Origin of the sequence: Amycolatopsis samaneae (assembly GCF_039541975.1) — a bacterium.
Classification (GTDB): Bacteria; Actinomycetota; Actinomycetes; order Mycobacteriales; family Pseudonocardiaceae; genus Amycolatopsis; species Amycolatopsis samaneae.
This window is the reverse complement of record NZ_BAABHG010000010.1, coordinates 247271-272960: the sequence shown is the minus strand read 5'-3', so window position 1 is coordinate 272960 and position 25690 is coordinate 247271. Positions and strand designations below refer to the sequence as shown.

25 protein-coding genes are annotated in these 25690 nt (G+C 71.1%); 15 read left to right on the top strand and 10 right to left on the bottom strand.

Features of this window, described 5'->3' with window-relative positions; translation table 11 throughout:
* Positions 1–31: 31 nt before the first annotated feature.
* The gene (locus ABD987_RS27110; RefSeq protein ID WP_345399588.1) at positions 32–808 is read left to right on the top strand and encodes an SDR family NAD(P)-dependent oxidoreductase; all 777 of its coding nucleotides are present in this window, start codon (positions 32–34) and stop codon (positions 806–808) included.
* Between the two features lie 324 nt (positions 809–1132).
* On the top strand, positions 1133–2464 hold the full coding sequence (gene ftsW, locus ABD987_RS27105; protein WP_345399585.1) for a putative lipid II flippase FtsW: 1332 nt from the start codon (positions 1133–1135) through the stop codon (positions 2462–2464).
* Between the two features lie 95 nt (positions 2465–2559).
* Here ftsW and ABD987_RS27100 read toward each other — a convergent pair whose 3' ends face one another.
* The 3 genes from ABD987_RS27100 to ABD987_RS27090 all read right to left on the bottom strand — a co-directional run bounded on the left by ABD987_RS27100 (position 2560) and on the right by ABD987_RS27090 (position 5547).
* Positions 2560–3360, bottom strand: a complete 801-nt coding sequence (locus tag ABD987_RS27100; protein WP_345399582.1) for a TIGR03084 family metal-binding protein — start codon at positions 3358–3360, stop codon at positions 2560–2562.
* A 70-nt stretch (positions 3361–3430) separates the two neighbouring features.
* Positions 3431–4960, bottom strand: coding sequence for a glycerol-3-phosphate dehydrogenase/oxidase (locus ABD987_RS27095; protein WP_345399579.1), 1530 nt, complete (start codon positions 4958–4960; stop codon positions 3431–3433).
* Positions 4957–5547 (bottom strand): TetR/AcrR family transcriptional regulator, encoded by a 591-nt coding sequence (locus ABD987_RS27090; protein ID WP_345399576.1) that lies wholly within the window; start codon positions 5545–5547, stop codon positions 4957–4959. Before ABD987_RS27090 ends, ABD987_RS27095 begins: the two co-directional genes overlap by 4 nt.
* Before the next feature lie 20 nt (positions 5548–5567).
* Between ABD987_RS27090 and ABD987_RS27085 the strand changes: the two genes are divergently transcribed.
* Positions 5568–7193, top strand: a complete 1626-nt coding sequence (locus ABD987_RS27085; RefSeq protein ID WP_345399574.1) for an FAD-binding oxidoreductase — start codon at positions 5568–5570, stop codon at positions 7191–7193.
* A 111-nt stretch (positions 7194–7304) separates the two neighbouring features.
* Entirely contained in the window at positions 7305–8216 is a 912-nt protein-coding gene (locus ABD987_RS27080) for a diacylglycerol kinase (RefSeq protein WP_345399571.1), read from the top strand.
* A 78-nt stretch (positions 8217–8294) separates the two neighbouring features.
* On the opposite strand, the gene ABD987_RS27075 is transcribed toward ABD987_RS27080, so the two are convergent.
* The gene (locus ABD987_RS27075; RefSeq protein ID WP_345399568.1) at positions 8295–8675 is read right to left on the bottom strand and encodes a hypothetical protein; all 381 of its coding nucleotides are present in this window, start codon (positions 8673–8675) and stop codon (positions 8295–8297) included.
* Positions 8676–9151: 476 nt separating this feature from the next.
* Between ABD987_RS27075 and ABD987_RS27070 the strand changes: the two genes are divergently transcribed.
* The 8 genes from ABD987_RS27070 to ABD987_RS27035 all read left to right on the top strand — a co-directional run bounded on the left by ABD987_RS27070 (position 9152) and on the right by ABD987_RS27035 (position 17914).
* Positions 9152–9946 (top strand): MlaE family ABC transporter permease, encoded by a 795-nt coding sequence (locus tag ABD987_RS27070; protein ID WP_345399565.1) that lies wholly within the window; start codon positions 9152–9154, stop codon positions 9944–9946.
* A gap of 6 nt (positions 9947–9952) precedes the next feature.
* Complete coding sequence (locus tag ABD987_RS27065; protein WP_345399562.1) at positions 9953–10822, top strand: MlaE family ABC transporter permease; 870 nt, start codon at positions 9953–9955, stop codon at positions 10820–10822.
* Positions 10819–12105 (top strand): MCE family protein, encoded by a 1287-nt coding sequence (locus ABD987_RS27060; RefSeq protein ID WP_345399559.1) that lies wholly within the window; start codon positions 10819–10821, stop codon positions 12103–12105. Before ABD987_RS27065 ends, ABD987_RS27060 begins: the two co-directional genes overlap by 4 nt.
* Entirely contained in the window at positions 12102–13136 is a 1035-nt protein-coding gene (locus tag ABD987_RS27055; protein ID WP_345399556.1) for an MCE family protein, read from the top strand. Before ABD987_RS27060 ends, ABD987_RS27055 begins: the two co-directional genes overlap by 4 nt.
* Positions 13133–14155: an MCE family protein gene (locus ABD987_RS27050; RefSeq protein WP_345399553.1), complete on the top strand. Its 1023-nt coding sequence runs from the start codon at positions 13133–13135 to the stop codon at positions 14153–14155. Before ABD987_RS27055 ends, ABD987_RS27050 begins: the two co-directional genes overlap by 4 nt.
* Complete coding sequence (locus ABD987_RS27045) at positions 14152–15336, top strand: MCE family protein (protein ID WP_345399550.1); 1185 nt, start codon at positions 14152–14154, stop codon at positions 15334–15336. The genes ABD987_RS27050 and ABD987_RS27045 overlap by 4 nt, the downstream gene beginning before the upstream one ends.
* A gap of 203 nt (positions 15337–15539) precedes the next feature.
* Complete coding sequence (locus ABD987_RS27040; RefSeq protein ID WP_345399547.1) at positions 15540–16676, top strand: MCE family protein; 1137 nt, start codon at positions 15540–15542, stop codon at positions 16674–16676.
* Positions 16676–17914, top strand: coding sequence for an MCE family protein (locus tag ABD987_RS27035; RefSeq protein WP_345399544.1), 1239 nt, complete (start codon positions 16676–16678; stop codon positions 17912–17914). The genes ABD987_RS27040 and ABD987_RS27035 overlap by 1 nt, the downstream gene beginning before the upstream one ends.
* On the opposite strand, the gene ABD987_RS27030 is transcribed toward ABD987_RS27035, so the two are convergent.
* The 3 genes from ABD987_RS27030 to ABD987_RS27025 all read right to left on the bottom strand — a co-directional run bounded on the left by ABD987_RS27030 (position 17843) and on the right by ABD987_RS27025 (position 19789).
* Positions 17843–18928 carry an AraC family transcriptional regulator gene (locus ABD987_RS27030; RefSeq protein WP_345399541.1) on the bottom strand — a complete coding sequence of 362 codons (1086 nt, stop codon included), beginning with the start codon at positions 18926–18928 and terminating at the stop codon, positions 17843–17845. The genes ABD987_RS27035 and ABD987_RS27030 overlap by 72 nt on opposite strands.
* Positions 18929–19053: 125 nt before the next feature.
* Positions 19054–19236 (bottom strand): muconolactone Delta-isomerase family protein, encoded by a 183-nt coding sequence (locus tag ABD987_RS44615; RefSeq protein ID WP_425551093.1) that lies wholly within the window; start codon positions 19234–19236, stop codon positions 19054–19056.
* On the bottom strand, positions 19193–19789 hold the full coding sequence (locus tag ABD987_RS27025) for a TetR family transcriptional regulator (protein ID WP_345399538.1): 597 nt from the start codon (positions 19787–19789) through the stop codon (positions 19193–19195). The genes ABD987_RS44615 and ABD987_RS27025 overlap by 44 nt, the downstream gene beginning before the upstream one ends.
* 93 nt (positions 19790–19882) lie before the next feature.
* Here ABD987_RS27025 and ABD987_RS27020 point away from each other — a divergent pair, with 93 nt between their 5' ends.
* Complete coding sequence (locus ABD987_RS27020; protein ID WP_345399535.1) at positions 19883–20818, top strand: zinc-binding dehydrogenase; 936 nt, start codon at positions 19883–19885, stop codon at positions 20816–20818.
* A 104-nt stretch (positions 20819–20922) separates the two neighbouring features.
* Positions 20923–22113 (top strand): FAD-dependent monooxygenase, encoded by a 1191-nt coding sequence (locus ABD987_RS27015; protein ID WP_345399532.1) that lies wholly within the window; start codon positions 20923–20925, stop codon positions 22111–22113.
* Between the two features lie 65 nt (positions 22114–22178).
* On the opposite strand, the gene ABD987_RS27010 is transcribed toward ABD987_RS27015, so the two are convergent.
* On the bottom strand, positions 22179–23093 hold the full coding sequence (locus tag ABD987_RS27010) for a class I SAM-dependent methyltransferase (RefSeq protein ID WP_345399529.1): 915 nt from the start codon (positions 23091–23093) through the stop codon (positions 22179–22181).
* Positions 23094–23236: 143 nt separating this feature from the next.
* Here ABD987_RS27010 and ABD987_RS27005 point away from each other — a divergent pair, with 143 nt between their 5' ends.
* On the top strand, positions 23237–23665 hold the full coding sequence (locus ABD987_RS27005) for a MarR family winged helix-turn-helix transcriptional regulator (protein ID WP_345399526.1): 429 nt from the start codon (positions 23237–23239) through the stop codon (positions 23663–23665).
* A gap of 7 nt (positions 23666–23672) precedes the next feature.
* Here the strand turns inward: ABD987_RS27005 and ABD987_RS27000 are convergent, their stop codons facing one another.
* Positions 23673–24410, bottom strand: a complete 738-nt coding sequence (locus ABD987_RS27000; RefSeq protein ID WP_345399523.1) for a class I SAM-dependent methyltransferase — start codon at positions 24408–24410, stop codon at positions 23673–23675.
* A gap of 289 nt (positions 24411–24699) precedes the next feature.
* Entirely contained in the window at positions 24700–25620 is a 921-nt protein-coding gene (locus ABD987_RS26995; protein WP_345399520.1) for a proteasome assembly chaperone family protein, read from the bottom strand.
* Positions 25621–25690: the final 70 nt, after the last annotated feature.

The window sequence follows — 25690 nt, the reverse complement described above, 5'->3', positions numbered from 1 at the left end:
TCGCCCCGCCGAGCGTTCGAGGAGGCGTCCGATGAGGTTCGACGGGAAGGTCGCGCTGGTCTCCGGCGGCGGCAGCGGGATCGGCGCGGCGACCGCGCGGCTGCTGGCCGAGCGCGGCGCGGCGGTGGGTGTCGCGGACCTCGACGCCGCCGCCGCGGGCGAGGTGGCGGCGTCGATCGTCGCGACGGGCGGGCAGGCGGTGTCCGTGCCCTGCGACATCCGCGACGCGGCGTCGGTGGCCGCCGCCGTCGAGTCCATTTCGGACTTTTTGGGCGGTCTCGACGTGTTGGCGCAGTGTGCCGGGATAGTCCGGTACGGCACGGTCGTCGACACCCCGGAGACCGACTGGGACGCGGTGCTCGAAACCAACGTCAAGGGTCTCTACCTGCTGGCCAAACACTGCGTGCCGCGGCTGCGCGAGCGCGGTGGCGGGGCGATCGTGTCGGTGTCCTCCGCGCAGGCGTTCGCGAGCCAGCCGCTGGTGGCGAGCTACACCGCGAGCAAGGCCGCGCTGGTGGCGCTGACGAAGACCCTGGCCATCGACCACGGGCCGGACGGCGTCCGCGTCAACTGCGTCGCGCCAGGATCGGTCCGGACCGCGATGCTCGAGGACAGCGCGCGCCAGTTCGCGGGCGGGGACACCGAAAAGGCGTTCGCGGAATGGGGACGCCGGCACGTGATCGGCCGGGTCATCGAACCCCGCGAGGTCGCCGCCGCGATCGCTTTCCTCGCCAGTTCCGAGGCGAGCGCGATCACCGGGACGACCCTCCTGGTCGACGGCGGCCTCACCGCGAGACTCGCCGTCTGATCGACGACCCGTCCAAACCGGGCATCCCGTGCCGAACCGGCGACCTCACGTGATCAGACAACGCACTCGCGTGATTGGGCACGTATCTCGCGTGATCAGCGGAGGTACCTGGTCTGATCACGTGAGTTTCGTGTCTGATCACGTGTGACCCGCGCCCGGTCACGCGTGTCTTTCCCTGCCCGCACGGGTCCGGCGTGTTCCCCTGGCAGACAGCCGGAGCGTGTCCCGGCGACATGCTCAAATGGTTGTGCAACCATTTGAGCGAACCTGCCGAGGAGGAACCATGCCCAGCGCCGACCCGTACCGCCACCGGGACGACGGCGTATGACGACGCGTTCGGCGGGCGCGCGGAAACGCGGGAGAACGGGCGCTTCGGCGGTGGGGTCCGCGCTGACCGGCTGGCTGTCCCGCCCGCTCGCGTCCTTCCACCTGGTCCTCGCGCTGTGCGGGATCCTCGCGGTGATCGGCGTGGTGATGGTGCTCAGCGCGTCGTCGGTGTCCTCCTACGACCCGGCGACCGGCACCGGCCAGTACGCGCAGTTCCAGAAACACCTGATCTACCTCGCGCTCGGCGCCGTCGTGTTCTGGCTCGGGCTGCGCACCCCGCTGCCCAAGATCCGGAAGCTCGCGCCCGCCTCGATGATCGTCTCGCTCGGGGCGTTGCTGCTGGTGCTGACGCCGCTCGGGTCCAGCGGCGGCGGGGCGCAGCGCTGGTTCGTCATCGCCGGGCAGTCGTTCCAGCCCGTCGAGGTGGCGAAGCTCGCGCTGGCGCTGTGGGGCGCGCACGTTCTCGTCGCGAAGTACCACGTGCTGCACCAGTGGCGGCACCTGATGGTCCCGGTCGTCCCGGTCGCGCTGCTGATGTTCGCGCTCGTGATGGCCCAGCCGAACCTGAGCGGCACGATCACCCTCGGCGTGGTCCTGCTCGGGCTGCTGTGGTTCGCCGGGATCCCCAAGCGGCTGTTCGCGATGCTGCTGCTCGGCGCGGCCGCCGGGGCGGGGATCCTGGCGGTCGTCGCGAAGTACCGCCTGGCGCGGGTGCTGTCGTTCCTGTCCGCCAACCCCGACACCAGCGACGAGGGCTACCAGGCACAGCAGGCGCTGTACGCGCTGGCCGACGGCGGGTTCTTCGGCAAGGGCCTCGGCCAGGGCAAGTCCAACTGGGGCTACCTACCCGGCGTGCAGAACGACTTCATCTTCGCGCTCGTCGGCGAGGAACTCGGCTTCCTCGGCTGCGCGGTGGTGATCGGCCTCTACGTCGGGGTCACGATCGTCGGGATCCGCGTGGCCACCCGCAACATCGACCCGTGGATCCGCATCGTCGCCGGCACGCTGACGCTGTTCGTCGTGTCCCAGGCCGCGATCAACATCGGCTACGTGGTCAACCTGCTGCCGGTCACCGGCGTCACGCTGCCGCTGGTGTCCTACGGCGGCTCGTCGCTGCTGGTCACGATGCTGGTGTTCGGCATCCTCGCCAACTGTGCCCGCAACGAACCCCAGGCCGTCGCGGCCCTGCGCAACCACGGGCCCGGCAAGTTCGGCACGCTGCTGCGGCTGCCCGCGCCCGAGCCGTACGTCCCGCAGTCCCGCACCCGGGCCCGCCCGCGTCCCCGGCCCAGGCCGAGGACGCCGGTACGGCGCCGTTCCCCACGCTGATCCCGCACTGATCCCGCGCGTTCCGTGGGGGCCTCCTTGAGGGACCTGGAGTCCCTCAAGGAGGCCCCCACGGACCTTTCCGGGGTGGGGAGGGGTCAGCGGGCGAACTGGCCGGGGCGGCGGCCTTCCCCGGCCGGGCCGCGGTAGCACTGCGCGAGGTCGAGCCACTGCTCGGCGACGTCGCCGGTCGCGGTGAGCGCGAGGTCGTCGCGGTGGCGGCGGCGGGTGGCGAGCAGGCAGAGGTCGAGGGCGGGCCCGGAGACGCGCTGCGTGGCGTCCTCCGGCCCGGTGGCCCACGGACGGCCCGACGGCAGCGTCAGCTCGAAGCGCAGTTCCACGTCCGGCGTCGGCAGGTTCCGCGCCTGGTAGCCGAAGTTCCACGTCCGCGCGACGAAGCCAGCGAGGTAGGCGACCCGGTCGGTGCGCACCGGCCGCACGCCGAGCGCGTCCGCGATGTCCTGCCCGTGCGCGAACAGCTCCATCATCCCCGCGCAGGCCAGCACGAACGGCGGCAGCGGGTTGACCAGCCACGGCACGAGCGTGTCGGCGGGGACGGCGGCCAGCGCCTTGATGCCGGTGTCCCGCTCCGCGCGCCAGCGGGAGAGCAGCACCTCCGGCGGGTCCTCGACGAACTCGGCGAGGGCGCCGTTGACCGCGGCGTCGAAGGCGTTGCCGTCCCGCACCCCCGAGGCCAGGCGGCCGAACCCGGCCGGGTCCGCGGCCGCCATCCCGGCGATGCGGAAGATGAACGCGAGGTGCCCGATCTGGTGCGTCACCGTCCAGCCGGGCGCCGCGGTGGCCAGCCGCCACTGCTCCGCGGTGAGATCCGCGACGAGCCGGTCGACCTCCTCGCCCTCCGTCGTCAGATCCGCGATCACGGTGCGCAGGTCGGTCATGACGCTGTCCTCCTTGGGGCCCGATCCCTGTGCTCCGAGTGTCCAGCGCGCGGCGGGCGCGGTCTTCTCCTCAGCGGGCGAGGTGCGCGGCGACGATCTCGGCGACGACGGGTTCCGCGCGGGCGGCGTCGGCGGGCACCAGTCCCAGGCGGGTGCGCCGGTCGAGGACGTCGACGACGTCGAGCGCGCCCTCGTGCGACACGGCGAACTCGGCCTCCGCGCGGGTGAGGTCGAGCCCGTCGGCGACCGGCTCCAGCGGACGCGCCACCGTCGCCGCGTCGACGACGGCGCGGGCGGCGCCGCCGTACCGGGCGACGAGCGACGCCGGGAGCCCGGCGGCCGGCCGGTTGTCCGCGCGTCCCGGCGCGCCGACCAGCGGGAGCGCGGCGGTGCGGCACGGCAGCGCGGTCAGCCCGCGCAGCCGGACGGCGGTGTCTACCGCGTCCTGCGCCATCTTCCGGTAGGTGGTGAGCTTCCCGCCGACGACGGTGATGAGCCCGGACGGCGCTTCGCGGACGGCGTGCCGCCGCGACAGGTCGGCGGTGCTGCCGCCGCCGGAGTCGATGAGCGGCCGCAGCCCGGAGTAGCTCCCGCGCACGTCGTCGCGGGTCACCGGCGTGCGGAGGTAGGCGTTGACGGTGTCGAGCAGGAAGGTGATCTCGTCCTCGTCCGGGACCGGGACGTCGGGGACCGGGCCGGGCGCGTCGACGTCGGTGAGCCCGACCACGACCCGGCCGAGCTGCTGCGGGAGCGCGAAGACGAACCGGTTGGCCGCCCCGGGGATCGGCACGGTCAGCGCGGCCCGCGGGTGCCCGAACGCGGCGGCGTCGAAGACCAGGTGCGTGCCCCGGCTGGGCCGCAGCCGGATCGAGGAGTCCACCTCGCCCGCCCAGACGCCGGTCGCGTTGAGCACCGCCTTCGCCCGCAGCGTGAGGGTTTCCCCGGTGAGCGTGTCGGTCAGCCGCGCGGACGAGCCGGTGACGTCCTCGGCGCGCACCCGGGTGAGCACCTTCGCGCCGTACTCGACAGCGGTCCGCGCGATCGTCACGACGAGCCGCGCGTCGTCGACCAGCTGGCCGTCGTGGGCGACGTAGGCGCCGTCGAGCCCGTCCGCGCGAATCCGCGGGGCGAGCGCGAGCGCCTCGGCCGGGCCGACCCGCCGCGCCGACGGCAGCCTCGACGCGGGCGTGCGCGCGCCGACGCGCAGCGCGTCCCCGGCGAGGAAACCGGCGCGGATCACCAGCCGCTGGGCCCGCCGGATCGAGGGCACCAGCGGGACGAGCTGGGGCAGCGGGCGGATCAGGTGACCGGCGGTGCGGGTCATCAGGATCCCGCGCTCGACGGCGCTTTCGTGCGCGACGCCGATCTGGCCGCTGGCCAGGTAGCGCAGGCCGCCGTGCACCAGTTTGGAGCTGAAGCGGCTGGTCCCGAACGCGAGGTCGCGGGCCTCGACGAGCACCGTCCGCAGCCCACGGGAGGCGGCGTCGAGCGCGGCCCCGGCACCGGTGACGCCACCGCCGACGACCAGGACGTCGACCTCGGCGTGGTCGCCGAGCGCTTCGAGCGCGCGGGCACGTGTTTGTCCATTGAGGACTGTCATGGGGCGAGGTATCCGTTCAGTGCCTTGGCGAGTTCGCGCCGCCACGCCTCGTCGGGGAGCAGGTCCGCGACCATGCGGTGCGATTGGACGGTCGACTGCGCGATGAGCAGCACCATCGCGGCCAGTTCCCTCGGGTTCCCGGCGCGGACCGAGCCGTGCTTCTGGCCCCGCTCGATCCCCTCGGCCAGCGCTTCGAGCAGCCCGCGCTGGCTGGTGCCGAGCCGTTCGACGACGTACTCGGCGAGCAGCTGCGGTTCCGAGACGAGCAGCGCGCCGAGCAGCGGATGATCCCGGATGCGGACCGCGATCTCGACCGACCGCGCGACCAGGGACGCGCGATCGTCACCGAGGTCGGGGACGGCTTCCCGCGTCCGCAGGACCTCGCGGGTCAGTAGCGCACCGATCACGGCGCGGACGTCGGGCCAGCGCCGGTACACCGTGGGCCTGCTGACCCCGGCCCGCCGGGCGATCTCGGCGAGCTGGGTACGCCGCACTCCGAAGTGGACGATCAGCTCGGCGGCGGCGTCGAGGATGACGTCGTCGGTGCTCCGGGGATCACTCTCACGAGTGTCGTTACGACTTGACATTATGTGTAACACTGTAGCTCATGGCCGCCGGAACGCAAGCACCCGACTCCCTGCCCCGTCCCCCGATGAAGTGGGACGCCTGGGGCGATCCCGCCCTGGCGAAACCGTTGTCGGACAACATCAAGAAGCTGCTCCAGCAGGTGCTGGGCACCACCGCGGACGAGCCGCCCGCGCGGTCGGCCGAGTCCGTCCGGCTGACGCCCTCGGCCCTGCCCGAGTCCGACCGCGCCGCGCTGGCCGCCATCGTCGGGCCGGAGCACGTCGGCGTCGCCGACGCCGACCGCCTCACCCGCGCGGGCGGTAAGTCCACTGTGGACCTCTATCGGCGCCGCGGCGGCGAGCCGCAGGACGCGCCGGACGCCGTCGTGCTGCCCGGTTCGGAAGAGGAGATCGCCGCCGTGCTCGCGCACTGCGTCCGGCAGCGGATCGCGGTGGTGCCCTTCGGCGGCGGGACCAGCGTGGTCGGCGGCGTGGACCCGATCCGGGGCGACTTCACCGCGGTGATCACCCTGGACCTGCGCCGGTTCGACCGGCTCGAAGCGCTCGACCCGGTGTCCGGCGAGGCGACGCTCGGCGCGGGTCTTCCCGGCCCGAGGGCCGAGGAACTCCTTGCCGCGCAAGGGTTCGAGCTCGGGCACTACCCGCAGAGCTTCCGGTTCGCGACGATCGGCGGCTTCGCCGCGACCCGCTCGTCCGGTCAGGACTCCGCGGGTTACGGCCGGTTCGACGAGATGGTGCGCGGGCTGCGGGTCGTCACCCCCGCCGGCGTCCTCGACCTCGGCCGCGCGCCGGCCTCGGCGGCCGGGCCGGACCTGCGCGAGCTGTTCCTCGGATCCGAAGGCGTGTTCGGCGTGATCACCGCCGTCCGGCTCCGCGTCCACCCCCTGCCCGCGACGAAGGCGCACAAGGCATGGAACTTCCCGGACTTCGCCACCGGCGCGGCCGCGCTGCGCGCCGTCGAACAGCAGGAGACCGGGCCCACCGTGCTCCGGCTGTCCGACGAGGCCGAGACCGGGATCAACCTCGCGATGACCGACCGGATCGGCGGCGACCAGGTCGCGGGCGGCTGCCTGGCGGTGACGGTGTTCGAGGGCACCGCCGAGCAGGTGGCGGCACGCCACGAACGCACCCGCGCCGTGCTGCTCGCCGCCGGCGGAACGCCGCTGGGCGCCGAGCCCGCGGTGGCCTGGGAACACGGCCGGTTCGGCGCCCCGTACCTGCGGGACGCGCTGCTGGACGCGGGCGCGCTGTGCGAGACCCTGGAAACCGCCACCCAATGGTCCAATGTGGACAACCTCAAGGCGGCGGTCACCGCGGCGTTGCGGGAGTCCCTGCGCGAGACCGGCACGGAGTCGCTGGTGATGTGCCACATTTCGCACGTCTACCCGACCGGCGCGTCGCTGTACTTCACCGTGGTCGCCGCCCAGAAGGGCGACCCGATCGCCCAGTGGTCGCACGCGAAACGCGCGGCGGGGGACGCGATCGTGGCCGCGGGCGGGACGATCACACACCACCACGCCGTCGGCGCGGACCACCGGCCGTGGATGACCGCCGAGGTCGGTGAGCTCGGCGTCCGGATCCTGCGCGCGGTGAAGGACGCGCTCGACCCGGCCGGGATTCTCAATCCCGGCAAGCTGATCCCGTGAGCGAAGCTTGCGAGCGAACCATGGATATCATGCGCCAAAAGGGATTGAGCGCTGCCTCGCGAAGCGAGCCGATCGCATGAGCGAAGCTGTCTCGCGAAGCGAGCCGATCGCATGACCGACGTCCGCTCGGTCGTGGTGCTGACCAATCCGGCCGCCGGTGCCGGGCAGGCCGACCGGGCCGCGCGGCTGGCCACCGGGCGGTTGCGGGAACGCGGCATCGACGTCCTCGACGTGGCGGGCGGGGACGCGGAGGACGCCTTCCGGCTGGCGGCCGAGGCGGTCCGGCAGCGGGTCGACGCGCTGGTGGTGGTCGGTGGTGACGGCATGATCTGCCTCGCGCTCCAGGCGCTGACCGGCAGCGGCGTCCCGCTCGGCGTCGTCCCCGCCGGGACCGGGAACGACCACGCGCGGGCCTACGGCCTGCCGATCGGTGACCCCGTGGCCGCCGCCGACGTGATCGCCGAGGGCCACACCGCGCTGGTCGACGTCGGCCGGATCGAGGCGGACGACGGGACCCGGCGCTACTTCGGCTCGGTGCTGGCCGCGGGATTCGACTCGCTGGTCAACGACCGCGCCAACCGGCTCCGGTGGCCACGCGGGCGGGCGCGCTACAACCTGGCGATCCTCGCCGAGTTCGCGAACCTGCGGCCGCTGCCGTTCCGGCTGACGCTGGACAACGGGCTCGTGCTGGAGCAGGAGGTGCTGCTCACCGCCGTCGGCAACACCGCCAGCTACGGCGGCGGGATGCGGATCTGCCCCGGCGCCGACCACACCGACGGGCTGCTGGACGTGACCGTGGTGCGGGCGATGCCGCGCCGGACGGCGCTGCGTTTCCTGCCCACTGTGTTCGCCGGCACGCATGTGCGCCGCGACGGGGTCGACACCTACCGGACCGCGTCCGTGCGGCTGGAGTCCCCCGGCATCACCACCTACGCCGACGGTGAACCGGTCGCGCCGCTACCGGTCGACGTCAGTGTCCTGCCCGGCGCGTTGACCGTTCTCGTCCCCCACAAGGAATCCTGACCATCCACAAACGACGGACGGCGCGGCCGGAGGACACCTGGGTGTCCCCGGCCGCGCCGTCGGGTCAGTGCGCCGGGATCAGGACTTGTTGCCGGTGCAGGCCTTGTAGTTGTTGGGGCTGCCCGGGTTGAGCCAGTTCAGCGGGCCGTTCCACAGCCACGGGGCGACACAGAGGTTGTTGCCGACCTCGATCCCGTGGTGCCCTTCGGAAGTATTGCCGTTGCAGGCGCTGTACTGGTTGCCGCTCGCGATGTTGCCCACGTTGCCGGGGCCGTTCCAGAGCCACGGAAGCGCGCACGCGTTGTTCAGCACGCTGATGCCGCCGTGGTTGCGGTGATCGACCCTGCCGTGATCCGTCGTCGTCGACGGCGAGGCCGACGCCGTACCAGCCGCGACCACCATCGCACCACCCACGAGCATGCCGGCGATCACGGTCCTCTTCAGCGAAACCTTACTCACGAGAACGCTTCCTCTCCACGCAACTTCAGGGATAGCCGATGGTGGGCAAGGACTTCCGCCCTCCACGCCACCGAGCGACTAGGGAGCAGTCTCACCGCAAAGCCGGGTCACGAAAAGAAAACACGGGCTTGATCACTCAAAGGTGTCGACTGTGGACCCCGGTCGCAGGACTCTCCTTGCAAACAAACACTTTCGAGGGACAACAGCGGGCTGCGAAGGCACCCACCCCGGACTACGGTGGCTCACCCGATCCGGGGTGCACAGTCAGGCTGGGCTTCCCGGCGGTCATGCGCCCCAATGTGGCGTTCGGTGCGTCCAACGCACCCAATGCCACATTGGGGCGCTCGACCGGCGGACAAAGCACTGACCTGCGGCAATGAGCGATCCGGTCACGGACCGTGCGCGATCGGGTCCTCCAAGGCAAGCTTGTCGCGGCCTATCGTCGACCGGTACCTCAACGAGAGAGGTCACGCCGTATGAGCACGAGATCGTCCAGCGCCGGCTTTCCCGGCGCGGCGGTGTTCGGCCAGGTCGGCCGCATCACCGCGCTGTTCCTCGCGGTCGGGCGCGGCGCGTTCCGCCGGCCCTTCCAGGTCCGCGAGTTCCTCTACCAGTCGTGGTTCTTCGCGAGTGTGACGATCCTGCCGACGGCGCTCGTCTCGATTCCCTTCGGCGCGGTCGTGGCGTTGCAGCTCGGCTCGCTGACGCAGCAGATCGGCGCGCAGTCGTTCACCGGCGCGGCGAGCGGCCTCGCGATCGTGCAGCAGGCGAGCCCGCTGGTCACGGCGCTGCTGGTGGCGGGGGCGGGCGGCAGCGCGGTCTGCGCCGACATCGGCGCCCGCACGATCCGCGAGGAGATCGACGCCATGGAGGTCCTCGGCGTCGACCCGATCCAGCGGCTCGTCGTGCCGAGGGTGCTCGCCGCGATCTTCGTCGCGGTGCTGCTGAACGGCATGGTCAGCGTGGTCGGCATGGTCGGCGGCTATGCCTTCAACGTCCTCGTGCAGGACGGGACGCCGGGTGCCTACCTGGCCAGCTTCAGCGCGCTCGCACAGCTGCCCGACCTGGCCGTTTCCTCGATCAAGGCGGTGCTGTACGGGCTGGTCGCCGGGGTCATCGCCGCCGACAGGGGGCTGCACCCCAAGGGCGGTCCGAAGGGGGTCGGGGACGCGGTCAACCAGTCCGTCGTCATCACCTTCCTGGTGCTGTTCCTGATCAACGTCGTGCTGACCGGGATCTACCTGCAGGTGGTCCCCCCGAAGCTGAGCTGAGGGCCGATGACAACGACCTCTCCCGATCCCCCGGTCGTCTCCCGCGCGAAGCGGGTCGCCGCCAGGACGTTCGGCAGGCCGTCGGACGGCCTCGCCGACCTGGGCCGCCAGTTCGCTTTCTACGCGCACGCGATCGCGTGGATCCCGCGTACGCTGCGCCGCTACCTGCGGGAAACGCTGCGGCTGCTGGCCGAGGTGTCGTTCGGCAGCGGCGCGCTCGCGGTCATCGGCGGCACGCTCGGCGTGATGATCGGCCTGACGATGTTCACCGGGACGATCGTCGGCCTCCAGGGCTATTCGGCGCTGAACCAGCTCGGCACCAGCGCGCTGACCGGGTTCTTCACCGCCTACTTCAACACCCGCGAGGTCGCGCCGCTGTCGGCGGGGCTAGCGCTGTCGGCGACGGTCGGCTGCGGGTTCACCGCGCAACTCGGCGCGATGCGGATCTCGGAGGAGATCGACGCGCTGGAAGTCATGGCGATCCCGAGCCTGCCCTACCTCGTGACCACCCGGGTGCTCGCCGGGCTCGCCGCGGTGATCCCGCTCTACGTCGTCGGGCTGTTCACCTCCTACATCGCGTCGCGGCAGATCACGGTGTGGATCTACGGCCAGTCCGCGGGCACCTACGACCACTACTTCACGTTGTTCCTGCCGCCGCAGGACGTGCTGTGGTCGTTCGGGAAGGTGATTGTCTTCAGTCTCGTGGTGATCCTGAGTCACTGCTACTACGGCTACAAGGCGTCGGGCGGGCCGGCGGGGGTCGGGGTCGCGGTCGGGCGTGCCGTGCGGGCGTCGATCGTCTCGCTGACCGTGCTCGACTTCTTCCTCAGCCTCGCGATCTGGGGCGCCGACACGACGGTGAGGATTGCCGGATGAGGAAACTGCGCTATCACCTGCTGGGAGTCGCGTTCCTGGTGACGATCGCCTGTTTCCTCACGCTCACGATCGCCTTCTACCGCAAGGCTTTCACCGCGACCTCGCCGATCACGGTGCGAACGAGTCACATCGGCAACCAGATGCGGACGGGCGCGGACGTCAAGCTGCGCGACGTCGTCGTCGGCACCGTTTCCGGGGTCCGCTCCACCGGCGAGTACGCCGAGATTTCCCTTGCCCTGCAACCGGGACAGCTCGATCACATCCCGGCGAACGTGGTGGTCCGGCTGTTGCCGAAGAGCCTGTTCGGCGAGCGGTACGTTTCGCTGGAGGTCCCCGGGCCGCCCTCGGCCGAACCGCTCGCGCCGGGCGCGGTGCTCGGCCAGGACCGCAGCCAGGACGCCATCGAGACCGAGAAGGTACTCGACGATCTGCTGCCCGTCCTGCAGGCCGTGCAGCCGGAAAAGCTCTTGGCGACGTTGCACGCAGTTTCGTCCGCTTTGGACGGTCGCGGCAAGAGCCTCGGGGAGACCATCGGCCTGCTCGACGGCTACCTGCGCCGGATCCTGCCGAGCCTGCCGGACCTGACTTCGATCATCGCCGACACGCCCGCCGTCACCGCCACCTACGACCGCGCCGGGCCGCGGCTGCTCGACGCGCTGACCGACCTCACCACGACCAGCCAGACCCTGTTCCAGGAGCGGGGAAAGCTCCAGAACCTGTTCACGGTGGCCACCACGGCGACGGTCGATGTCGAGCAGTTCCTCAACGCCAACAAGGACAATCTCATCCATCTCGTCGCGTCGAGCCGTCCCGCCGCCGAGGTGCTGGCGAAGTACGCGCCCGAGTACCCCTGCCTGTTCGGCCAGCTCGCCGACATCGTGCCGAGGGCGGACGCTTTCTACGGCAAGGGAACCGACCATCCGGGGATCGCGAAGTTCACCATGGAGATCACCGCGAGCCGCGGGCAGTACCGGCCCGGCGTCGACACCCCGCGTTACGACGACAAACGCGGTCCGCGCTGCTACGACCTGACCAAGACCGGGAAGTTCCCGCCGCAGTACCCGGCGGACGGCCCGTTCGCCGACGGTGCCACGAAACCACCGGGCCGGAAACCCGGCGGCGGGGGCGCCCCGGCGGGCGAGGTCGCGAACTCCGGCGCGGAGAAGGAACTGCTCGGCGGCCTGCTCGCACCACGGCTCGCGGTCGCGCCGAGGGACGTGCCCGGCTGGGCGGGGCTACTGGTCGGGCCGCTCTACCGAGGAGCGGAGGTGACGGTGTCGTGAGGAGCCTGGTGGGGCCGGTGCTCAAGCTGGCGGTTTTCGTCGCCGTCACCGTGCTGTGCACCGGCGTCCTCGCGGTCACGCTGGCGAACACCAGCTTCTCCCCGGAAAACGGCTACGTGGCCCAGTTCAGCGACGTGCTGGGCCTCAACCCCGGCGACGACGTGCGCATGTCCGGGGTCAAGGTCGGCTCGGTGAACTCGGTCGAGCCGAAGGACCCCAAGTACGCGGAAGTGCGCTTCACCGTCGACCGGAGCAGGCCGCTGTCGAGAAGTACGCGGGCCGCGCTGCGGTATCGCAACCTCATCGGCCAGCGCTACGTCGCACTCGATTCGGACGTCCCCGGCCCCGGTGAGCAGTTGCCGGCGGGCGGGACGATCCCGGTGGCGCACACCACGCCCGCGCTCGACATGACGGCGTTGTTCAACGGGTTCCGGCCGCTGTTCCGCGCGCTGAAACCCGAAGACGTCAACCAGCTCTCCGGCGAGATCATCAAGGTCCTGCAAGGAGAAGGAGGCACGGTCGAGAACCTGCTCTCGCACACGGCCTCGCTCTCCTCGACGCTGGCCGACCGGGACAGGGTGATCGGCTCGGTGATCGACAACCTCAACGCCGTACTGTCCACAGTGAACGACCACAGTGGACAGCTGACCTCGCTGGTGGACCAGACCCAGCAGCTGGTCTCCGGGCTGGCCGCGCAGCGGGAGCCGATCGGCAACGCCATCGCCGGGATGGGCGACCTCGCCGACAGCACCGCCGGGCTGCTCGGCCGGTCGCGCGCGCCGCTGAAGGACGGCATCGCCGGGCTCCAGTCCCTCGGCAGGAGCCTGAACGATTCCCAGCCCGTCGTCGAGAAGTTCCTCCAGACCCTGCCGGGAAAGCTGGACAGGATGACCGGCATCGTCGACTACGGCAGCTGGCTGAACTTCTACCTGTGCGACCTCGAAGGCACCGTCGGGATCGGCTCGCTCAACGTGTCCGTGCCGATCCTCCCCCTCCCCGCCACCAGCACGTCACCGAGGTGCAAGAAGTGAAGCCGATCAGGGAACGGAATCTCCCGGTGCTCGGCGTCGTGTCGACCGCCGTCATGGCACTGGCCGCGGTGGTCGCGCTCAACGCCGACAAGGTGCCCTTCCTCGGCGGCGGGGGCGTCACCTACGCCGCCGACTTCACCGAGGCCGCCGGACTCACCGACTCCGCCGAGGTCCGGGTGACCGGGGTGAAGGTCGGCGAGGTCCGTGACGTCACGCTCGAGGGCGACCACATCCGGGTGGAGTTCACCGTGCGGGACGTCCCGGTCGGCGACCGCAGTTCCGCGTCGATCGAGATCAAGACGCTGCTCGGCCAGAAGTACCTCGCATTGTCCCCGGCCGGGGACGCCCCCCAGGACCCGCACCGCGCGATCCCCCGCGAGCGGACCCGCGTGCCGTATGACCTCAGCCCGGTGCTCAACGACCTGACCACGACGGTGCGGCAGGTCGACACCGCCCAGCTGGCGAAGAGCTTCCAGACCATTTCGGACACCTTCGCGAACACCGGCCCCGGTGTGAAATCCACTTTGGACGGAGTGACTCGGCTGTCCACCGCCATCGCCGCGCGCGACGAACAGCTCACCACGTTGCTGCGCAACGCCAGTCAGCTTTCCGGGACACTGGCCGGACGGGACGAGCAGGTGCGCTCGCTGCTCACCGACGGGCAGGCGCTGCTGGCCGAGATCCAGCGGCGCAAGGACGCGCTCGATCACCTGCTCGGCGCGACGACGTCGCTGGCGAACCAGCTGCACGGGGTCGTCGGCGACAACTCCGCGCAGCTCGGACCGGCGCTCGACGAGCTGGGCAAGGTCACCGACCTGCTGAAACGCAACCAGGCGAACCTGGAAAAGGGCCTGCACAACCTGGCGCCGTTCGCCCGGCTGGGCACCAACGCGCTCGGCAACGGCCGCTGGTTCGAGGTCTACATGTGCGGCCTGCTGCCGCCGGTGGTGAACGCCGGGCCGCTGTCGATCAACCCGCAGGGCTGCCTGCCGCCTTCGGCGAAGGGAGACGGTAAATGACCAGTCGCCGATCGGTGCTCGCCTATCGGATCGCCGCGCTCGCGTGCGTCGCGGTGCTCGTGCTCGCCGGTGCGCTGTGGTGGTTCGGCAGGCTCGGCGGTGGCACGAAGGTGACCGCCTACTTCGGCAACGCCGTCGGCGTCTACCCCGGCTCCGACGTCCGGGTGCTGGGGCTGAAGGTCGGCGACATCGACGCGGTGGTGCCCGACGGGCCGCGGGTCCGGGTCGAGATGTCCGTGCGGAACGGGGTGCGGATCCCGGCCGGGGCGAGCGCGGTGATCGTCGCGCCCACGCTGGTCTCGGACCGGTACGTGCAGTTCACCCCGGTGTACACCGGCGGCGCGGTGCTGGCGCCCGGCGCGGTGATCCCCCGGGAGCGCACCGCCGCGCCCGTCGAGGTCGACGACATGGCGCGTAGCCTCGGCCAGCTCGTCACCGCGCTCGGCCCGAACGGGGCGAACGCGAACGGCGCGGTGTCCGACGCGCTCCGGACCGGCGCGGACAACCTCGCGGGCAACGGCGAGAACCTCGGCACGACACTGCGACGGCTCGGCGACGCCGCGTCCACACTGGACAGGTCGAAGGGCGACCTGTTTTCCACAGTGGACAATCTGGCGAGGTTCACCAAGACACTGTCCGATTCGGACAAGCAGCTGCGCGGGCTTTCCGGGCAGCTCGCCGACGTCACCTCGTTCCTCGCCTCGGAACGGCAGGACATGGGCACCGCGCTCGGCTCGATCGCCGGCGCGCTGGGCGAGGTGCACGACTTCATCGCGAACAACCGCGACCGCGTCCAGTCCAACGTGTCCTCGCTGACCGGGATCACCCAGGCGCTGGTCGACCAGCGCGGCGCGCTCGCCGAGGTGCTGGACGTGGTGCCGCTGCTGGCGAGCAACGCGCTCAACACCTACGACCCGGCGTCGGGGACGTTGCAGGCTCGGGCGAACCTCAACGAGCTGACCAGCCCGCCGATCCTGATGGTGTGCCGCCTGCTGAAACAGGGCGCGCCCCCGCAGATCCCGCCGGTGCTGCTGAACGCCTGCGAGAAGCTCGCCCCGGTACTGGACGGCACGCTCGGGCTGCCCTCGGTGGCACAGGTGCTTTCCTCGGTGCAGCAAGGAAAACTCCCGCCACTGCCGCTCCCGGTGATCGACGCGATGACCCCGGGAGGCAAACCGTGACACGCAGGCGTAGCAGCCGGTCGGCGCCGACCAACGGTTGGTCACCCACCGGACGAGCGCCCCAATGTGGCATTGGGTGCGTTGGACGCACCCAATGTGGCGTTCGGTGCGTTGAACGCACCGAACGCCACATTGGGGCGCATGACCGCCGCGTAAACCGGACACGCAGCGCATGGGGATTCCGGGCGCTGGCGCTGGCCGGGGTGGCGGTGCTGCTCGTCGCGACCGGTTGTGGCGGCGGGATGTCCGACCTGCCCCTGCCCGGCGGCGCGGACCTCGGCGACCGGCCGTACGCGGTCCGGGTGCAGTTCGCCGACGTCGCCGACCTCGTGCCGCAGGCTGCGGTCAAGGTCGGCGAGGTCCCGGTCGGCAAGGTCACCGCGATCACGCTGGGCGCGGACAACCACACGGTCACCGTGGACGTCACGGTCAACCGCGCGGCCACGCTGCCCGCGAACGCGACCGCGCGGCTGCGGCAGTCGAGCCTGCTCGGGGAGAAGTACGTCGACCTGTCCCCGCCCACCGGCCAGGCGGCGCGGGGACAGCTGGCCGACGGCGCGACGATCCCGGTGAGCCGCACGAGCAAGACCGCGGAGGTCGAACAGGTGCTCGGCGCGGTTTCCCTGCTGCTCAACGGCGGCGGGCTCGAACAGGCCCAGACGATCACGAAGGAACTCAACCAGGCGATGTCGGGCAACGAGACCCGGATCCGCTCGCTGCTGGCGAACGTGACCACCCTCGCCTCCACTTTGGACAGCCAGCGCGACGCGATCACCAGGGCCATCGACGGCGTCGCCCGGTTGTCCGCCACGATCGCGAAACAACGCGGCGACGTGGCGAACGCGCTGGAGAAGCTGACGCCCGGCGTCCAGGTGCTCAACCAGCAGCGGGAACAGTTCACCGGCCTGCTACGCGCCGTCGACCGGCTTTCCGGCGTCGCGGTGGACACGGTGAACCGGAGCAGCGACGATCTGGTCGCCGATCTGCGCGCGCTCGCGCCGACGCTGCGCCAGCTCGCCGCCGCGGGCGACGCGCTGCCGAAGTCGCTGGAGCTGCTCCTGACCTTCCCGTTCTCCGACGCCGGGCTGGACGTCATCAAGGGCGACTACGCGAACGCCGCGATCGTCGCCGACTTCAAGCTCGATTCCCTGCTGAACAACTTCGGGCGCTCGGCGCAGCCGATCATTCCGCTGCCCGGCACCACCGCCGGCCCCGACCCGGACGCCGCGCGCACCGCGCCACCGGCGCTGCCCCTGCCCGGCGATCCGGCTTCTCCAGTCCAAAAAGGACCTACCGGGCTCGGCGGGCTGCTCGGCGCGATTCTCGGAGGAGGACACTGATGCCGCTGCGCCGCGTCCGGATCCAGATCTTCGTGTTCGCGCTGATCGCCGTCGTCGGCATCGGCTACGCGGGCTGGCGTTTCGCCGGGCTGGACCGGCTGTTCGGCCATCGCGGCTACCTCGTCACCGTGCAGCTCGAACGCGGCGGCGGCCTGTTCCCCGGCGCCGACGTCACCTATCGCGGGGTGGGCGTCGGCCGGGTCACCGGGCTGACGCTGACCGCGGCGGGTGTGGACGCCCGGCTCGACATCAGCCCGGACGCGCCGCGGATCCCGGCGTCCGCGAAGGCCGTGGTCAGCAACCGGTCCGCGATCGGCGAGCAGTACCTCGACCTCCGGCCGGAAAGCGGCGGCGAGCCGTTCCTCGCCGACGGTGCCCGGATCCGGCAGCAGGACACGACCCTGCCGCCGCGCGCGGAACGACTTCTCGCCGACTCCGACGCGTTGCTGACCAGCATCCCGACCGACGCGCTGCGCACCGTGGTCGACGAGCTGGACAAGGCGTTCGCCGGGAACGGCCCGGCGATCCAGCGGCTCGTCGACACCACGAACGCGTTCCTGCCCGCCGCCACCGAACACCTGCCGCAGACGACATCGCTGCTCGCCGACGGCCGGACCGTCACGCACACCCAGCGCGACCTCGCCGAACCGATCACCTCGTTCAGCACCGACGTGCGGACGCTCGCGGGGCAGCTGAAGACGTCGGATCCGGACCTCCGCAAGCTGATCAACGTCGCGCCGCCGCTCGCGCGGCAGGCGGTCGACATCCTGCGCCGGTCCGGCTCCGACCTGTCCGTGGTGCTGGCGAACCTGCTCACCACCGCGGACGTCGTCAAGACCCGGGTCGACGGGCTGGAGCAGGCGCTGGTGCTCTACCCGTACGTGCCGGTGGTCGGCAAGGCGCTGTTCCCCGGCGACGGCACCGCGCATCTCGGGCTGGTGCTCAACTTCTTCGATCCGATGGCCTGCACCAAGGGCTACGAAGCGACGAAGGCGCGGCCGGGTTCGGACGTCCGTGCCGAGCCGCCCAACCAGCAAGCGTACTGCGCGGAACCGCCGGGCAGCCCCACCGGCGTCCGCGGCGCGCAGAACGCGCCCTACGGCGGCAAACCCCGTGAAGTCGCCGCACCCGCGCGGACCACCGCCCGGCCGGGCACCCCGGCTCCGCTACCCGGCCTGCTCGACGCCGCCGGGGTCGACCTCACCGGGCTCGGCGCGCTGCTGGGACTTCCCGGCTGACCCGCCTTCGGTGCCGCCCGGCCGGTACGAACCGGGCGGGCTGCCCGTCCAGCGGCGAAAGGCGCGGCGGAACGCGCTCGGCTCCGAGAAGCCCAGCCGTTCCGACAGCACGGCGATCGGCTCCTCACCGCGGACGAGACTCGCGATCGCCGCGTCGCGGAGGACCTCTTCCCGGATCCGGCTGATCGACGTGCCTTCCTCGCGCAGCAACCGCCGGACGTGCTGGAGGCTCAGCGAAAGGCGGGCCGCGACCTCGCGGGAGGTGACCGCGGACGGCGCGTGCCCGCGCAGGCCGAAGGAGAGGATGCGCCGCACCTGGTCGACCACACTGCTGTCGTATTCGCGGCGCGCCAGGATGTCCGCCGGCGCCGCGCCGAGGAAGCGCAGCAGGTCGTCCTCGTCCCGCACGACCGGCGCGGGCAGCACCTCGCGGTCGATGGTGATCGCGGCGCCGCCCGCCGCGAACCGCACCGGGGCGCCGTAGACGAGGTCGTAGTCCTGCAGGTACGACGGCTCGGGCTGGGGCAGCTCGACCAGCCGCAGCCGGACGCGGGTGTTGGCCAGCCAGCCCGCGAACCGGTGCAGCATGAACAGGATCGTGTCGATGATGATCGTTTCCCAGCGGTACGACTCGACGTCGGCCTCGATCCGGCAGGTGCCGGGCCCGAGGCGGGTCCGCAGGTCCGGCATGCCCGGCACGATCCGGGAGAACTCGCAGCAGCGGTCGAGCACCGCCCCGAGGTCCGGCTGGTGGATCATGCCGAGTGCCATCATCCGGAACGTGCCCAGCGGCATCGGGCACGGACTGAGGCCGAACATCTCGTCGCCGGTGAGCCGCCACAGGCCGCGGACCATGGCGCTGGCCTGCTCGACGGTGATCCGCGCGCGGTCGTAGTCGATCAGCGACCGCGCTATCCCGGCCTTCGCCAGCGCGGGGCGGACGTCGAGCCCCTGTTTTTCCACGGCACGGACCGCCGAACGCACGAAATGGATCGCCACCGTGTGACCGGCCATCTGTGACCCCCGTCGGCGTCGCTGCCCGAGCGGAAACTACCAGCTCCCTGGTCGGTCAGGTCAACGACCGAATGCCCGCTTCCGTGACGCCGACGCCGCTGACCAGGCAGTTCGCCGCCCCGACGCTAGGCGCTCTCCCTCATCATCGGGTGGGTCGCGAGCGGGGTGACGTCGATGTCCACGTACGGCCGGATCGGCAGACTCGTCAGCGCCTCCTCCAGCCCGTCCGCTCCCGCCTGAGGAATCCACGCCCGGCTGACCTGGTCACGCCTCCAGGCGCAGGCTCGCGTCCATCGCGGCGAAAGCACGCCGCACGCAGCCAGGCAGCTCACCGGTGGCACAGCCGGGCAGCCACTCGTCCAGCGCGCAGTGCCAGGCGGCCACACAGAATTCGACGAGCAGCCGCAGTTCGAGACGGCCCGGATCACCCAGCCGCCGGATGACCTCGTCCTTGATCTCCGCGCAGTGCCGCAGCGAATGCCCGTCCAGCGCGGGTGACTCCTCGACCAGCCGGAGCGTGGCTGGGAAACGCCGATACCAGTCCTCGTCCATGCGGTCGAGCGTGGTCAGCATCGCGTCGCGGAAGACGTCGGCCAGCGGTCCGGACTTCGCGGTCTCGTCCAGCACGTCGAGAAACTCGCTCCACAGCCGTTTGACGGCGGTGAGCGCGACGTCCTCCTTCGAGCGGAAGTTGCGGAAGAACGTCCGCCGTGAGACCTCCACCGCTTCGAGCAGCGTGTCGAGCGGCGTGGTGTCGAATCCGTGCTCGCCGAAGATTTCGAGCGCGGTTTCCTCCAGCGCCTGGCGAGTACGCAGCTTCTTGCGTTCGCGCAGTGTGGCGGGCGGTCCGGAGGTCGTCATCAGAGACAGTCTAGCGAACACGCTTCCAGTGCGCATATGCTCCAATGAAGCAAACGCCACACTGTGGCATTTTGACTCGAAGGAGATTCGCCCGTGCGCGCACTCGTTGTCGACCACTCCGCGACGGCCCACCTCACACTGGCCGACGTACCCGACCCGGTCCCCGTTCCCGGCGAAGCACTGGTCCGGATCGAAGCGGTTTCGCTCAACTACGGCGAGGTGAAGGGCAGCACCAGTCCGGACACGCCGGAGGGCACGGTGATCGGCTGGGACGCGGCGGGTGTGGTCGTCCGGGCCGCGGCCGACGGCTCGGGCCCGGCCGAGGGCACCCGGGTGGTCACGATCGGCGCGGGCGGCGGCTGGGCCGAGCTGCGGGCCGTGCCGGCCGCCCTGCTCGGCGTCGTGCCGGACAGCGCGGATCTCGGCGCGGTCAGCACGATCCCGGTCGCCGGGCTGACCGCGCTGCGCGTGCTGCGCCGCATGGGCCTGCTCCTCGGCAGGCGGGTGCTGATCACCGGCGCGTCCGGCGGTGTCGGCCGCTACGCGGTGCAGCTCGCCGCCATGGCGGGCGCCGAGGTCGTGGCGATCAGCGGGAACCCCGCCATGGCGGCCGAACTGCGCGCGCTGGGCGCACACGAGGTGCTCGCCGATCCGGCCGAGGTGGACCGGCCCGTGTTCGGGGTGCTCGACAATGTCGCCGGGCAGCAGCTGGTGACCGCGTTCGCCGCCCTCCAGGCGGGTGGCGCACTGATCAGCGTCGGCCGATCGGCCGGGACGGACTCGGTCCTCCCGCCCGAAGCGCTGACGCCCGTCGACGGGCGGCACGACCGCTCGATCCACACGTTCTACCTGCTCGCCGACCCGGCCGCCGACTTCTCCGCCGACCTGACCTGGCTCGCCGCCGAGGTGGCCGCCGGACGGCTCGACCCCGGGATCAGCCGGCGCGGCCCGTGGACCGGCTACGACGAGGCCGCGCGGGCCCTGCTCGACCGCCGCCTGCACGGCAAGGCGGTGCTGACGATCGGCTGACCGCCGCTGACGACGGCCGTCGGCGGCGGTCAGCCCGCCGTGCGCCGACGGTCAGCGCCCGCCCGCAGTCTTGCGGTCATCGGAAACCGAGAGAGGAACTCGAGATGACCACCAAGACCGTGCTCGTGTCCGGCGCCGGCATCGCGGGCCCCGCGGCCGCCTTCTGGCTGCACCACCACGGCTTCACCGCCACCGTCGTCGAGACCGCGCCGGAGCTGCGCCCCGGCGGGCAGGCCGTCGACTTCCGCGGCGTGCAGATGGAACTGCTGCGCCGGATGGGAATCCTCGACGAGATCCGCCGCCACGAGACCGTGATGAACACGGAGACCATCCTCGACCTCAACGGCGAACCGGCGGTCGAGCTGCCGACGAGCTTCATGAGCGGAGAGGTCGAGATCCTGCGCGGCGACCTCAGCCGGATCCTGTACGAACGGACCCTCGGCTACACCGAGTACGTCTTCGGGGACCGGGTGACGTCGCTGGCCGAACACGCCGGGGGCGTCGACGTCACCTTCGCCAGTGGCCGGACCCGCACGTTCGACCTGGTCGTCGGCGCCGACGGGGTGCACTCCGGGGTGCGGGCCGCGGCGTTCGGGCCGGAAACGGACTTCCGGCGCGACTCCGGGTTCCTCATCGCCGGGTTCTCCGCGCCCAACCACCTCGGGCTGCGCCACGCGGGCCTGACCTACAACGAACCCGGCCTCGGCGTGCGCGTGACCAGCGCGCGGGAACCGGAGCTGATGCAGGTCGGCCTCATCGTCGCCGGGGACGGCCCCGACGGCGCGCGACGCGACGTCGAGCGGCAGAAGCGTTTTCTCACCGAGAAGTTCGCGACCATGGGCTGGGAGATGCCGAAGCTGCTGGAAAACTTGCAGGACGCGACGGACCTGTACTTCGACTCGATCTGCCAGGTCCACCTCGACCGCTGGTCGAAGGGCCGGGTCGTCCTGCTCGGCGACGCCGCCTGGTGCGCGGGGCCCGGCGGCAACGGCACCGGGCTGGGCATGATGGGCGCGCACTTCCTCGCCGGGGAACTCGCGGTCGCGGGCGGCGATCACCGGATCGCGTTCGCGCGGTACGAGGAGAAGCTGCGCCCGGCCGCCAGGATCGGGCAGCGCAACGGCGGCGGGGCCGGGAACTTCCTCGCGCCGCTCACCGAGAAGAAGATCCGGCAGCGCAACCGGCTGTACCGGATGATGACCACGCGGCTGATGGCCCGGTTCTTCGACAAGCTCATGTCGAAGGGGGCGAACATGGTGCGGTGCCAGGACTACCCGAGCCCGGTCGCGGCGTGAACCGGCCGGACACGGCGGTGGGGAAGTGACCGTCGAAACGGGTCACTTCCCCACCGAAAGCCGGACTAGCCTCGCTTGGCGGCGGCCTTTCCGGCCACCGCGGTGTCCACTGTGGGCACACCGGTGATGCGGACGGTCACCTGGTTGTCACTGTAGGTGTAGGCCTCGTAGGTGAACTCGACACCGGTGCGCTCGACGTATTCCGTCCAGGCCCGGTACTCGTGCCGCTTCCAGCCGGGGAAGTTGAAGAACTCGTCGAAGTGGACGATGCTGCCCGGCCGCAGCCGCGGGCCGACGAGGTCGAGGACGGTCTTCGCCGAGCTGTAGAGATCACCATCCACATGCAGGAAGTCGACGTGACCGGGATGCGCTTCCAGGAACCCGGGCAGACTGTCGGAGAACAGGCCGACCACCAGCTCCGCGCCGGGCACGTCGGGCAGGTCGTCCCGCGCGAAAGCGCCCGCGGGCATGCCGTTGAGCCACGCCTCGGGAAGTCCTTCGAAGGAGTCGAAACCGTAGACCTCGACGCCACCACGGGCCTTCGCGATCGCACGGAGGGTGTTGCCGGTGGCGACCCCGAACTCCAGCGCCATCCCGCCGGTCGACGGGGCGATCGAGAGCGCGTGGTCGAGTGTCTCGGGCGGCGTGCCGAAATGTTGTGCGCCGACAAGGTTTTCCCTGGCGAACCGATTGCTTTCCAGCGCCGCGTCCTGATCCCCCGCGTAGACGATGTCGCGGCGGCTGCGGATCTCGAATTCCACCACCCGATCGAGCAGGCGGTCACCCTGGCGGATGACCTCCTCTCGCACCTCACGCAGTTCGCGCGCCTGGTCGTGCAACTGGGCGGTCATCCGTTCCAGCTGTTCGGTGTACGGGTCGTGCAACCGGGTGGCCGCCCGGTGCAGGACCCGACCGACGCGGCGTTTCACCGCGCCGCCGATCTTCCTTGCCGACAAACGATCTTCGTGCAAGCCGTCCATTCCGAGACCGTACCTTGTCCACCGGACAAGGCCGTGCCGCCCCGCACCCGCCTCACGTGTTCGTACCCGGCGTGGGTGTTTTCCCGGCATTTTCCCGGCTGCGTGGAATGACACCGGGCGGCGGCTCCTGCCAGGATGCGGATATGCCCGAGTCCGCCGATCGGCGTCTCTACTTCCTGCTCCAGCGCGCGGCACACCAGTTACGGGTCACCGCCGACCGGCGGCTGACCGCCGCCGCCGGGGTCACCAGCGCACAGCTCGGCGCGTTGTTCGCGGTCCGCGAGCGGCCGGGAATCACCCAGCGTGAGCTGGCCGCGGTCCTCGGGCAGCGCGAGTCGGCGATCACCGCGATGGTCGGCAGGCTCACCGAAGCCGGGCTCCTCGACAAGGACACGCATCCGAGCCAGCACCGCGCGGTGGTGCTCGAGCTGACCGCCGCCGGTGCCGCGACACTCGACCTGGTCCGCCCGGAAATAGCGAAGTTCAACGCCGAACTGCGCGCCGTGCTCGGCGACGAGGGCTTCGACCGGACCGCCGAGGCACTGCGCAAACTCGTCGACTGGCGGCCTTGAGCCGTCCCTAGGCGCGGGAGACGACGAGACGGAATCCGGCGTCGTACTCCTTCTCCTCCAGCAGCGCGGCGTTGTTCTCGTGCCAGCGCCCGCTGTCGAGGTCCGCGCGCAGCCGCGCGATGCCCCGTTCGACCACCGCGGCCGGTGTCTGGGCGAACGCCGAGGCCACCCGGCGCACCCGCGGATCCAGGTAGGCGGCGGGCCGCCGCCAGTGCGCGGGAAAGAGCGCGTCAGTGAAATCCCACGGCACCGGCAGCGGCAGCACGACGTCGGCGCCCAGCGCGTCGGCGATGTCGTCGGACGAGGGACGGGACAGTTCCAGACGCAGGATCTCCGGCAGGTAGTCACGGACCATCCAGAAGTCGGCGATCCGCGCGGTGTCGTAGGCCAGCACGACCCGCAGCGGTGCCACCCGGCGCAGTTCGGCGACGCCCCGGCGCCAGTCGGTCCAGTGGTGCACGGTCAGCACGGCCAGCGCCGCGTCGACGGCGTCGTCCCGCACCGGAAGCGCTTCCGCGACCGCGCGCACCACCGGCGGCGAGCCGGGCGGGCGCTGGCCGATCATCGCGACGGACGGCTCGACCGCGAGCACCGTCCGGCCGGGCGGCGCGTACGAACCGGTGCCGGAACCGACGTCGAGCACCGTCCCCGCACCGTCGAGCGCGTCGAGAACCGGGGTGAGCCAGCGGGAGTCGGTGCGCCGGTGCGCGGCGTAGCCGACGCCGATCTCGTCGTAGAGGACCATCCGCTCACCCTAAGGAGATCGCGGGGCCGAAGCCGCTTTCGTTGCGGTAACCGAGGATTCGCCGCACGACTGCGCCCCGGACGCGGGCATCCCGCGAGCCACAAGGAAAAATCGATGAGGACCAACGCCTACGGGCCCTCGCTGCCCCCGTAGGTCCGTGAATGCCACATTGAGGGACTCTGAGTCCCTCAATGTGGCATTCACGGACCACTGAAGGAATGAACGGAAGATTCAGGACACCCGGAGGCCCCCTACCCGGCACAGTACGGGGAGGGGGCGACGAAAACGGTCAGCGGTCGGGGTTGTCGCCGCGCTGCTGCTCGGCGAGGAAGCGTTCGAACTGGGATCCCAGCTCCTCCGCCGTCGGCATGTGCTCCACCGATTCGGCGAGCAGGCTGTCCCGTTCGGAGGCTTCCACGAACGTGTCGTACTGCCGCTCCAGCGCCTGCACGACGTCGGCGACCTCGTCGGACTCGGCGACCTGACGGGCGATCTCCGCGTCGGCGACACTCGCCGCCTCGCGCAGGTCGCCCTCCGGCAGGTTCAGCCCGGTCGCCTTCGTGAGCGCCTCCAGCAGCTTCACCGACGACGCCGGATAGGTCGACTGCGCGAGGTAGTGCGGCACGTGCGCGGCGAACCCCATCGCGTCGTGCCCCCACTGGCCCAGCCGGTACTCCAGCAGCCCGGCGATGCTGCCCGGCACCTGCAACCGGTTCGGCAGCGGCTGGTGGTCGCCGATGAGATCCTTGCGCGTCGCGTGCGCGGTCAGCCCCAGCGGCCGGGTGTGCGGCGCGCCCATCGGGATGCCGTGGAACCCGACGGTCAGCCGCACCGACCAGCGCTCGACCAGGCTCCGCGCCGCCAGGCAGAACCGCTCCCAGTCGTGATCCGGCTCCGGACCGGTGAACAGCAGGAACGGCGTGTCGTCCGCGTCGTGCAGCAGCCGGACGACCAGCTCCGGCGCGTCGTAGTCGTCCCAGTGGTCCACCGCGTAGGTCATGGTGGGACGCCGCGACCGGTAGTCGATCAGCCGGTCGACGTCGAACCGCGCGACCACGCGGTTATCCCCGCCGTCCAGCAGGTGTTCGGTGAGCAGCCGTCCCGCGGAGCCCGCGTCCATGAACCCTTCGAAGGAGTGCAGCAGCACCGCCCCGGTCAGATCGGGAACATCCGAGTCCACCTCGTACAGATCCTCGGGATCGAGTCCCACTGATCCTCCTGCCGCTCGCTGTCGGTTACGCCGTCCCCCGGTCAACGCGGCGCGCCCCCACGTCCATTCC

What these genes read in the sequence shown, in the direction of transcription:
- ABD987_RS27110 (WP_345399588.1), top strand. Translation starts at nt 32, where the DNA reads ATGAGGTTCGACGGGAAGGTCGCGCTGGTCTCCGGCGGCGGCAGCGGG.
- ftsW (WP_345399585.1), top strand. Translation starts at nt 1,133, where the DNA reads ATGACGACGCGTTCGGCGGGCGCGCGGAAACGCGGGAGAACGGGCGCT.
- ABD987_RS27100 (WP_345399582.1), bottom strand. Translation starts at nt 3,360, where the DNA reads ATGACCGACCTGCGCACCGTGATCGCGGATCTGACGACGGAGGGCGAG.
- ABD987_RS27095 (WP_345399579.1), bottom strand. Translation starts at nt 4,960, where the DNA reads ATGACAGTCCTCAATGGACAAACACGTGCCCGCGCGCTCGAAGCGCTC.
- ABD987_RS27090 (WP_345399576.1), bottom strand. Translation starts at nt 5,547, where the DNA reads ATGTCAAGTCGTAACGACACTCGTGAGAGTGATCCCCGGAGCACCGAC.
- ABD987_RS27085 (WP_345399574.1), top strand. Translation starts at nt 5,568, where the DNA reads ATGGCCGCCGGAACGCAAGCACCCGACTCCCTGCCCCGTCCCCCGATG.
- ABD987_RS27080 (WP_345399571.1), top strand. Translation starts at nt 7,305, where the DNA reads ATGACCGACGTCCGCTCGGTCGTGGTGCTGACCAATCCGGCCGCCGGT.
- ABD987_RS27070 (WP_345399565.1), top strand. Translation starts at nt 9,152, where the DNA reads ATGAGCACGAGATCGTCCAGCGCCGGCTTTCCCGGCGCGGCGGTGTTC.
- ABD987_RS27065 (WP_345399562.1), top strand. Translation starts at nt 9,953, where the DNA reads ATGACAACGACCTCTCCCGATCCCCCGGTCGTCTCCCGCGCGAAGCGG.
- ABD987_RS27060 (WP_345399559.1), top strand. Translation starts at nt 10,819, where the DNA reads ATGAGGAAACTGCGCTATCACCTGCTGGGAGTCGCGTTCCTGGTGACG.
- ABD987_RS27045 (WP_345399550.1), top strand. Translation starts at nt 14,152, where the DNA reads ATGACCAGTCGCCGATCGGTGCTCGCCTATCGGATCGCCGCGCTCGCG.
- ABD987_RS27035 (WP_345399544.1), top strand. Translation starts at nt 16,676, where the DNA reads ATGCCGCTGCGCCGCGTCCGGATCCAGATCTTCGTGTTCGCGCTGATC.
- ABD987_RS27030 (WP_345399541.1), bottom strand. Translation starts at nt 18,928, where the DNA reads ATGGCCGGTCACACGGTGGCGATCCATTTCGTGCGTTCGGCGGTCCGT.
- ABD987_RS27025 (WP_345399538.1), bottom strand. Translation starts at nt 19,789, where the DNA reads ATGACGACCTCCGGACCGCCCGCCACACTGCGCGAACGCAAGAAGCTG.
- ABD987_RS27015 (WP_345399532.1), top strand. Translation starts at nt 20,923, where the DNA reads ATGACCACCAAGACCGTGCTCGTGTCCGGCGCCGGCATCGCGGGCCCC.
- ABD987_RS27010 (WP_345399529.1), bottom strand. Translation starts at nt 23,093, where the DNA reads ATGGACGGCTTGCACGAAGATCGTTTGTCGGCAAGGAAGATCGGCGGC.
- ABD987_RS27005 (WP_345399526.1), top strand. Translation starts at nt 23,237, where the DNA reads ATGCCCGAGTCCGCCGATCGGCGTCTCTACTTCCTGCTCCAGCGCGCG.
- ABD987_RS27000 (WP_345399523.1), bottom strand. Translation starts at nt 24,410, where the DNA reads ATGGTCCTCTACGACGAGATCGGCGTCGGCTACGCCGCGCACCGGCGC.